This is a genomic window from Streptomyces sp. SAS_272 (assembly GCF_052543235.1).
On the sequence record NZ_JBMNDR010000168.1, the window covers coordinates 1 to 7,391 of the forward strand.

6 protein-coding genes are annotated in these 7,391 nt (G+C 70.3%); 4 read left to right on the forward strand and 2 right to left on the reverse strand.

Annotated features, from left to right (window positions below):
• Positions 1–216 precede the first annotated feature (216 nt).
• Positions 217–465 (forward strand): SCO4226 family nickel-binding protein, encoded by a 249-nt coding sequence (locus ACN6LD_RS41570; RefSeq protein WP_319198572.1) that lies wholly within the window; start codon positions 217–219, stop codon positions 463–465.
• 120 nt (positions 466–585) lie between these two features.
• Here the strand turns inward: ACN6LD_RS41570 and ACN6LD_RS41575 are convergent, their stop codons facing one another.
• Complete coding sequence (locus ACN6LD_RS41575) at positions 586–1,449, reverse strand: DUF4232 domain-containing protein (protein ID WP_445045873.1); 864 nt, start codon at positions 1,447–1,449, stop codon at positions 586–588.
• A 229-nt stretch (positions 1,450–1,678) separates the two neighbouring features.
• Here ACN6LD_RS41575 and ACN6LD_RS41580 point away from each other — a divergent pair, with 229 nt between their 5' ends.
• From ACN6LD_RS41580 to ACN6LD_RS41590, 3 genes are all read left to right on the forward strand, one after another.
• A complete protein-coding gene (locus ACN6LD_RS41580) occupies positions 1,679–3,439 on the forward strand; it encodes an FAD-dependent monooxygenase (RefSeq protein WP_445045874.1) in 1,761 nt (586 codons plus the stop codon).
• Positions 3,440–3,468: 29 nt separating this feature from the next.
• Positions 3,469–3,939 (forward strand): hypothetical protein, encoded by a 471-nt coding sequence (locus ACN6LD_RS41585; protein WP_445045875.1) that lies wholly within the window; start codon positions 3,469–3,471, stop codon positions 3,937–3,939.
• A gap of 216 nt (positions 3,940–4,155) precedes the next feature.
• A complete protein-coding gene (locus ACN6LD_RS41590; RefSeq protein WP_319190627.1) occupies positions 4,156–4,761 on the forward strand; it encodes a dihydrofolate reductase family protein in 606 nt (201 codons plus the stop codon).
• 865 nt (positions 4,762–5,626) lie between these two features.
• Here the strand turns inward: ACN6LD_RS41590 and ACN6LD_RS41595 are convergent.
• On the reverse strand, positions 5,627–6,112 hold the full coding sequence (locus ACN6LD_RS41595) for a DUF4265 domain-containing protein (protein WP_445045876.1): 486 nt from the start codon (positions 6,110–6,112) through the stop codon (positions 5,627–5,629).
• Positions 6,113–7,391 lie beyond the last annotated feature (1,279 nt).

Consider the following 7,391-nt stretch of genomic DNA (forward strand, 5'->3'; position numbering starts at 1 on the left):
GGCTCCGGCGCCGGTCGACCGGCGCCGGAGCCCTCGTCCGTGCGCGCCTGTCCCGCACCGGCCTGCCCGTCGCTGGCGGCCCGACCCCCACCTTCAGGCGCCCCCACCCCCAGGTGCCCCCCGCCCCCGGGTCGCCCCGGTGAGCGGGCAGGCGCAGCATGGAGACGCGGGGGCCAAGAGAGGGACCGGCGCGAGATCGGAAGGGGGCGGGCAGTCATGACCCGCTTCATGGACGTCCACCACGGCATGCACGGCATCACGGCCGACCAGCTCCTCGAGGCCCACCGGGCGGACCTCGCCATCGAGGGTGAGGAGAACGTGCACTTCGAACGCGCCTGGGCGGACCCGGAGTCCGGAACCGTGTACTGCCTCTCCGAGGCGCCCTCCGCGGAGGCCGTGCTCCGTATCCACGAGCGCGCCGGTCACATGGCGGACGAGATCCATCCGGTGCCGCTGGTGGTGTGAGACGGCGCGGCCGGTCGCACCGGTCAGGGCCCGACCGTCAGGGCCCGACCTTCATGGCTTGACCTCAGGCCTTGCCCCTCAGGGCTTGCCCCTCAGGCCTTGACCCTCAGGGCTTGACCCTCAGGGCTTGACCGCTGACACGGCCGTGACGGTCACCGTGTTGTCGCACTCGGCGAACTGACCGTCGTTCAGCGCCACTTGGTGCGACCCGGAGCCCGGCAGGCCGACCACGACGGTCGGGTACACGGACGGCACCGCGCCGGACTTGCAGTACCCGTCGGCCTCGCCGTGCACCTGCACGAAGGTCAGCTTGGTCCACGCCTTGCCTCCCGGGGCCACCGTGACCGGCGCGGCGGACCCGGTGGTCGTGACGGCGAGCGGGGAGTTGTGCTCGGGAGAGCCGTTGCCGGCCCCCGCGACCGACGGATACCCCTTGAGCACGCACGCCTTCCCGGAGACGTTGACGAACTCGACGATCGCGGCCCCGGTCCCGGTGCCGACCGGCCGCTCGGCGGCCTGCCATGCGGAGACCTTCAGGCTCTTCGCGGCGCAGGCCGCGACGGCGGCGGGCACGGACGCGGACGATGTGGGGGCGACGGAGGCCGAGGGCGTCGGGGCGCCGGGGGCGCCGGGCGCCGAGGCGGTGGGGGTCACGGGGGTGGCGGGACGCGACGCGGTGGGCGTCGCGGCGGCGGTGGGGGAGCTCGCGGACGGAGAGGCCGCGGGCGACGAACCCGCCGGCGCCGGCGCCGACTGCGCGGGCTTCGACGACGACTCGGTCGGCTGGCACGCCGTCACGACGAGAGCGGCCGACACGACGACCGCGGCAGCCACGGCCTTCCTCACCCCGCCCCTGCGCGCGCGCCCGGACCCGCTCGGAATCCCGGCGCCGGTCCCGGTCGTCCGCCGGTCGCCGTTCAGGCCGTTGCCCTCGTCCGAGCCGTTCTTGCCGTTCTCGCCGTACAGGCCGTTGACGCCGTTCATGCGATCCCCCGAGGTTTCCGGTCGGCGAGGGCGCTCACCCTCGCCGTACTGCTCAGCGGCACAGACGGCACGGACGGCCCGCCGGGTTCGGCCGGTCGTCGATCTGTGACGCGGCGGTGACGAGATCCCCGCTCGCCGTTGCCGGGCCGCCGGGCGACGATGGGATGCGGGACGGGTCGAGGGGGGTGTTTCTGTTCGGGAACTGCACTGGGAGCACCGGGAGGCACCCGTGACGGGCACCACTACGACCGAGACAGCCGGAACGACGGACGTGCTCATCGTGGGCGCCGGCCCGGTCGGGCTGAGCGCAGCCGCGGAGCTGCGCCGACAGGGCGTGCGCTGCCGCCTCGTCGACCGCCTGCCGGAACGGCTGCCGTACGCCAAGGCGGTCGGCATCCAGCCGCGCACACTGGAGATCTGGGACCGAATGGGCCTGGCCCGCACGATGCTGGAGGCCGCGGCCGTGCTGCGCGGTCAGCTGATCTACGTCAACGGACGGGAGCAGGCCCGCATCGACCTCGTGCTGCCGCCCGAGGTGCCCTACGAGTTCGCCGCACTGCCGCAGTACGAGACCGAACGTCTGCTGGAGGAGTACGTGGCCGGCCTCGGCGCCCTCATCGAGCGCGGCACCGAACTGCTGTCGTTCACCCAGGACGAGGACGGGGTCACCGCCCGCCTGCGCACGGCCTCCGGCGCCGAGGAGGAGCTGAGAGCGGGCTATCTGATCGGCTGCGACGGCGCGCACAGCACCGTGCGCAAGGGGCTGGGCCTCGCGTTCGAGGGGGCGGCCTTCGCCGAGGAGTACATGCTGGGCGACGTCGAGGCCGACTGGGACATGCCCCACGGCTACGGCATCCGCTCACTGCACCACGCCGCCGACGGTTCCACGGACGACGCGCTGATCTGCGTGCCGCTGCCGGGCGCCGGCCGCTACCGGATGTCGATGCTTGTCCCGCCGGAGCTCTCCACGGCGACGCGCGGTGGCACGTCCGGCCGGCCGGACGGCGGTGCCGGCGACGGTGCGGGGGCCGGCGACGGCCGTGGCGCCGACGATGCCGTCGGCGACGGCGTGGCGCACGGTCTGGAAGGCGGCCGCACGCCGGAGCTGCATCACCTCCAGGCCGTCGTCGACCGCCTCGCGCCGCGGCCTGCGGTGCTCTCCCGGCTGCGCTGGTCGTCCGTCTTCCGCATCAGCCACCGCATCGTCGACCGCTACGGCGAGGGACGCGTCTTCGTCGCCGGCGACGCCGCCCACATCCATCCGCCCACCGGCGCCCAGGGCATGAACACCGGGATCCAGGACGCCTGCAACCTCGCCTGGAAACTGGCGTCCGTCATCCACGGGGAGGCCGGTCCGGCGCTCCTCACCACGTATGACGCCGAGCGCAGGCCGGTGGGCGAGGAGGTCGTCGGGCGGACGGTCCGGCACGCCACCCGCGGCATGGAGGCCGACCCCGACGACCCGAGGACCGTGCTGCTGCGCGAGGCACAGCTCCTGATCGACTACCGGGACGGCCCACTGGCCGCCGACCCGTACGGCCCGCACGGCGCTCCCCAGCCCGGCGACCGCGCCCCCGACTGCCGCGGCCTGACCGCCCCCGCCTCCGCCTATCCCTGGCGCCTGCTGGACGTGCTGCGAAACCGTCCGGGCCACGTGATCCTCCTGTACGGCGCGGCTCTGACCGACCTGGCGGCGATCGCCGAGGCCGGCCTGCACACCGCCGCCGTCGCGGGCGCCGTCACCGTGGCGGTGCTCGACGGGGACACCGCGCCGTCCGCTCCCGACGCCCTGCCGGTGCCCGCCTACCGGGACACGGCCGGCGAGTTCGCCCGCCTCTACCGTCCCGACGGCCCCACCGGCTTCGTCGTCCGCCCCGACGGCTACCTGGCGGCCCGCTTCCCCCTGAGCGCCACAAGAACAGCCCTCTCCGCCTACTTCACCACCCTCACCACCCCCACCCCGTCCCGTTCCGTCACCGCCCGAGCCTGACGGCCGGCCTCGAGCAGGCGAGGCACAGCATGGACATCGAGCTGACGTACCGGAAAGGGCTGTTGCGCACCATCGGCGACGTGGAGGTCTCCTACGGCCGGAGGGAGTGGCTGGACAGCACCCCGCGCGCCTTGGGGCCATGGCCGCTCGCATACCAGCGGTTCGGTGAGACGCTGCGCGCCGTGGGCGACGTCGAGATCACCTACCGCAGGTGGTCCACCCTGCCGCGCACCGTCGGGCAGTGGAGCTGTGAATGCAGCAGGTTCGGCGCCCGTCTGCTCAGCATCGGACCCTATGAGCTGAGGCACGACCGAGGCGGGAGCCTTGTCCGTGGCATCGGACCGCTCGAGATCTTCTACGACCGGCTCGGCAGTCGTCCCATTCGCGTGCGGCTGCACGACGGGAGCCTCTCGATGTCCGACGACCTCGTCCTGGCCCTCTTCCTGGTGCTGTTCTGGCAACGACAGGCCTGGGAAGCGTCCCGGCGAGCCAACGGCTGACTGACCCGCAGACCGCTGTTCCCCACAGCGTGGAGATCCCCGCCCGACTGCGTGCACAGCGCGATCATGCAGGCCTCCGGCCCTCCCGGGCAGTGCCGCTCCGCCGACCTGATCGGCTGCGGCGTCATGGGTTTTCCCGTCACTCCACAGCGTGGCCGGTGAGTTCGTGGCTCCCGGCCGGTCCGAGCTCGTGACACCCCAGGAAAGGACACCGCCATGTCGGAGCTTCTCGTCGACTTCATCACCTCCCTCGACGGCCACGCATCGGGAGAGGGCTGGCCCGGCTTCTGGGGCCTCGAGGGCCCGGAGTACCTCGCATGGCTCGGCGAGCAGCCCAAGGCCGCCTACCTGATGGGAGCGAACACCTACCGCCTGATGTCGGGCTTCGCCGCAGGCAGGGTCCCGAGTGGCCAGGACGAGTTCAGGCCCGAAGAAGAGGTGTCCGTCGACGAGCTCACACAGGCGACCAAGGTGGTGTTCTCCTCCTCACTCGAGGAGCCACTGACGTGGGCCAACTCCACGCTCGTCCGCGACGACGCCGTCGAGGCGGTCCGCGCCATGAAGTCGAGTGACTCGGGGCTCCTCAGCACGATCGGCAGCCTCAGCCTGTGCCGGTCCCTGCTACGAGCCGGACTCGTCGACCGCTTCCGGGTCGTGATGTTCCCGGTGATCACCGGGGCCACGGGCGAGGAACGCATCTACGACGGCTATCCGGACGTCGCCCTCGAGATGACCGAGCACCGCACCTTCGACGGCCGCATCCAACTGGTCGAGTACAGGCCCCGCGTGCTCGAGCACCCGCCGCTCGGCGTCCCTGCGTGAGGTGCGTCGGTCGTCTTCGGCCGCCGTCGAGCAACCTCGGACAGCCCGGAGACGGCCTGGAGACGGCCCGGAGACGGCCCGGCGCACATGCGAACGTCACCCTCTGCTGCCTGCGCACTCATCGAGGGACGGCCCCGCGGCGGCCTGGCTGGCGTCCTGCCCACCGTCGCAGCTTGCTGACGACATGGGCCTTGTGGAGTCGGGTTGCCGTGGGTTCCCCCGGGCTCGTCAGGAACGCCGTGACCGGGGTCCACCGCTTGCCCCCCTTACGGTCGGTCCAACTGACGGCGGGGAAGTCCGTGATCTCTGTGATGGACTCTCGCGCAATCACGCGTGTGCGCAGATAGCCTCGGATCGCGAGTCCCCCGCGCTCACACGTCACGCCGAGCCGGTACCCCCGCACGGCGAGGATCGCGAACCCGATGACGGCGAAAGCGGCCATGAGCCGCGAGAAGCCGGAACCGGCTTGCGCTGCGTAGGCGACAGCAGCTGCTGCCGGGACGGCTCCGAGGCCGCTGTTCGCAAGACGGTTCGACATCGCTGGCGACAGGTCCACGACGCTCCTCGTCTGTGCTGGTGTCCGGCGACGAGACAGTACCTGGAACCTGAACGCCTGACGGCCCAGCGACGGCGCAGCCCCGCCGAAAAGCCCCCGCCCCACGAGTTCCTCGCAGGTCGGGGGCTTACCGGTGTCGCGTTACTTCTTCTTGCCCTGGGTCTTGCCGGGGATCTTGGTGAGCTGGTTTTTTGCTGGTCAGGGGCGGTGGGCTCGTGGGCCTGGTGGTCGTCGTTGGTCGTCATTGGCCACTGTCGAGCGACCTCGGACGGCCCAGGGACGGCCCAGTCCTGGGTTGCGTGGACGGCGTCAGCCGGCGGAGGCGGCTCGCCATTGCACGGTGATGCATCCCTCTTCCATGTCCCACCATTCCTTGGTCACACCGTGGTTGAGCAACCGTTGCACCTTGGCGAGATCGGCGGTGGGTGGGACGTCCAGGGCGACCATGCGGAAGCGTTCTATGCCTTCGCCATCAACGCCGAGTTCCTTGAACGCGTTGATCACGCTCTGCCGGGAGGCTCCAGAGCCGCCGTCACGGAGCACTATCAGGCGGATGGTGCAGTTCTCGGAACGCCGAACCACCTCGCCAGCCCATCGCATGCCCTCCTCGTCGGGCTCGGTGGCTACAACGTCCCCGCAGGCGATGCCTCGGACGAACCAGGGGATGTTGTCGAGCCGTGCGGTGCCGTCGCCCTGGTCGACAGCCCACAGACTCTCTACCGACGCCGGGGGCCAGTCGTCCTCGATCTCAAGCCGGAAGTGCACCTTCACGTACGGGCCCTCGGGGTTCGTCATGGTGCCCAGGATGCAGAACCCTGACGTGGCGGCCCGCAGGTGGGTGACCGATGACGTCTGCTCAGAGCTGGATACGGGCCCGTCTGTGCCTCAGCCGACGACAGCCAGCCACGACGGCGAGGACGGCGACCGACCAGGCGCGCGTATACCTCGCTGCACCCCCACCCGCCTTCAGTACGTTGCCGGTGCCGTCGACCAGAGCAAGTCACGACGGCCGACCCGCAACCACGATGCCTGAGCCATCAGCTTGGGAAGCTGCGGGCTCCGAGATCCAATTTGGCCACTCACCTGGGGGAACTGCCGCCATGCGACCTCGTCGGGTCTGGCTGTCTTCACCGTGATTCCCCGCTGTTCCCCGCTCGATGTGGTGCGCTTGTGGTGCGGTCGCCGTCACGTGGGCGGTCAGTTGGCGGGCTGACAAGCATCACGAACTGAGTAGGCTTGATCGCGAACGGTAGCCCTTGATTCCTGACGGGAGGCTGGAGCGACAGTGGCTAATCCCTTTGTACCGCCGCCAGCGAACTCTGCTCAACCGTTATGGTCGTCGTTAGATGAGTACCTCTGGCACTCATGCGACATCCTCGCCGATGTCCTCGAAGGGCAAGTGGCCCGCCGGCCAGTTGTGGCTACGACCACGCGACTGCAGCACGGTGATCGTGCGCTCGCTGTAGGGCCAGGTCAACGCCTGACCTGGAGGGCCCTTGGTAGTGGGAGGTACACGCACACCAACGTGGCTGCCTTCGGTAGCCCTGGCTTTGTGGTCGGTTCCTTGGTGGGCTCTGCCATCGGAAACTCTGCCCGGCGTCGTCAAGCAGCGCGCGACGCCCAGCCACGGTGGGTAGTGGACGGCCCCGGCGAAGTCACCCTCACGCTGCAAAGGCTCCATTTCGCGCATCCCGCCGAACTCGATCTCGACTGGCGGGCCTTGAGCTCCATCGAGCTCCCAGCTCCGGACGTTTTCCAGACGAGCTTCATCAACACTCGCGGCTCCCAGGCAACGGTTCAAGTGCGGACACCGTGGGCTTCGCTCGCCTTCGCTCTTGCTGCGATCACTGCGTTCCCTGCCCATCCGCGTTTGCTCACCCGCGGTTGGCTTCCTCCGGATTTCGAGCAACGGTGCGCCCGAGTAGGTCGTCCATGCCGTCCGGCTGCGCATCTCGCACTGCGGACAAGCGGCACCTAGAGCTCGTAACACGATCTTGTTGAGATGTCCTGGTCGGGCGTGACCCGTCAGACAATTCGGCCGTTCGTGATGGTGTGACGACTCGGCCGTGGATTG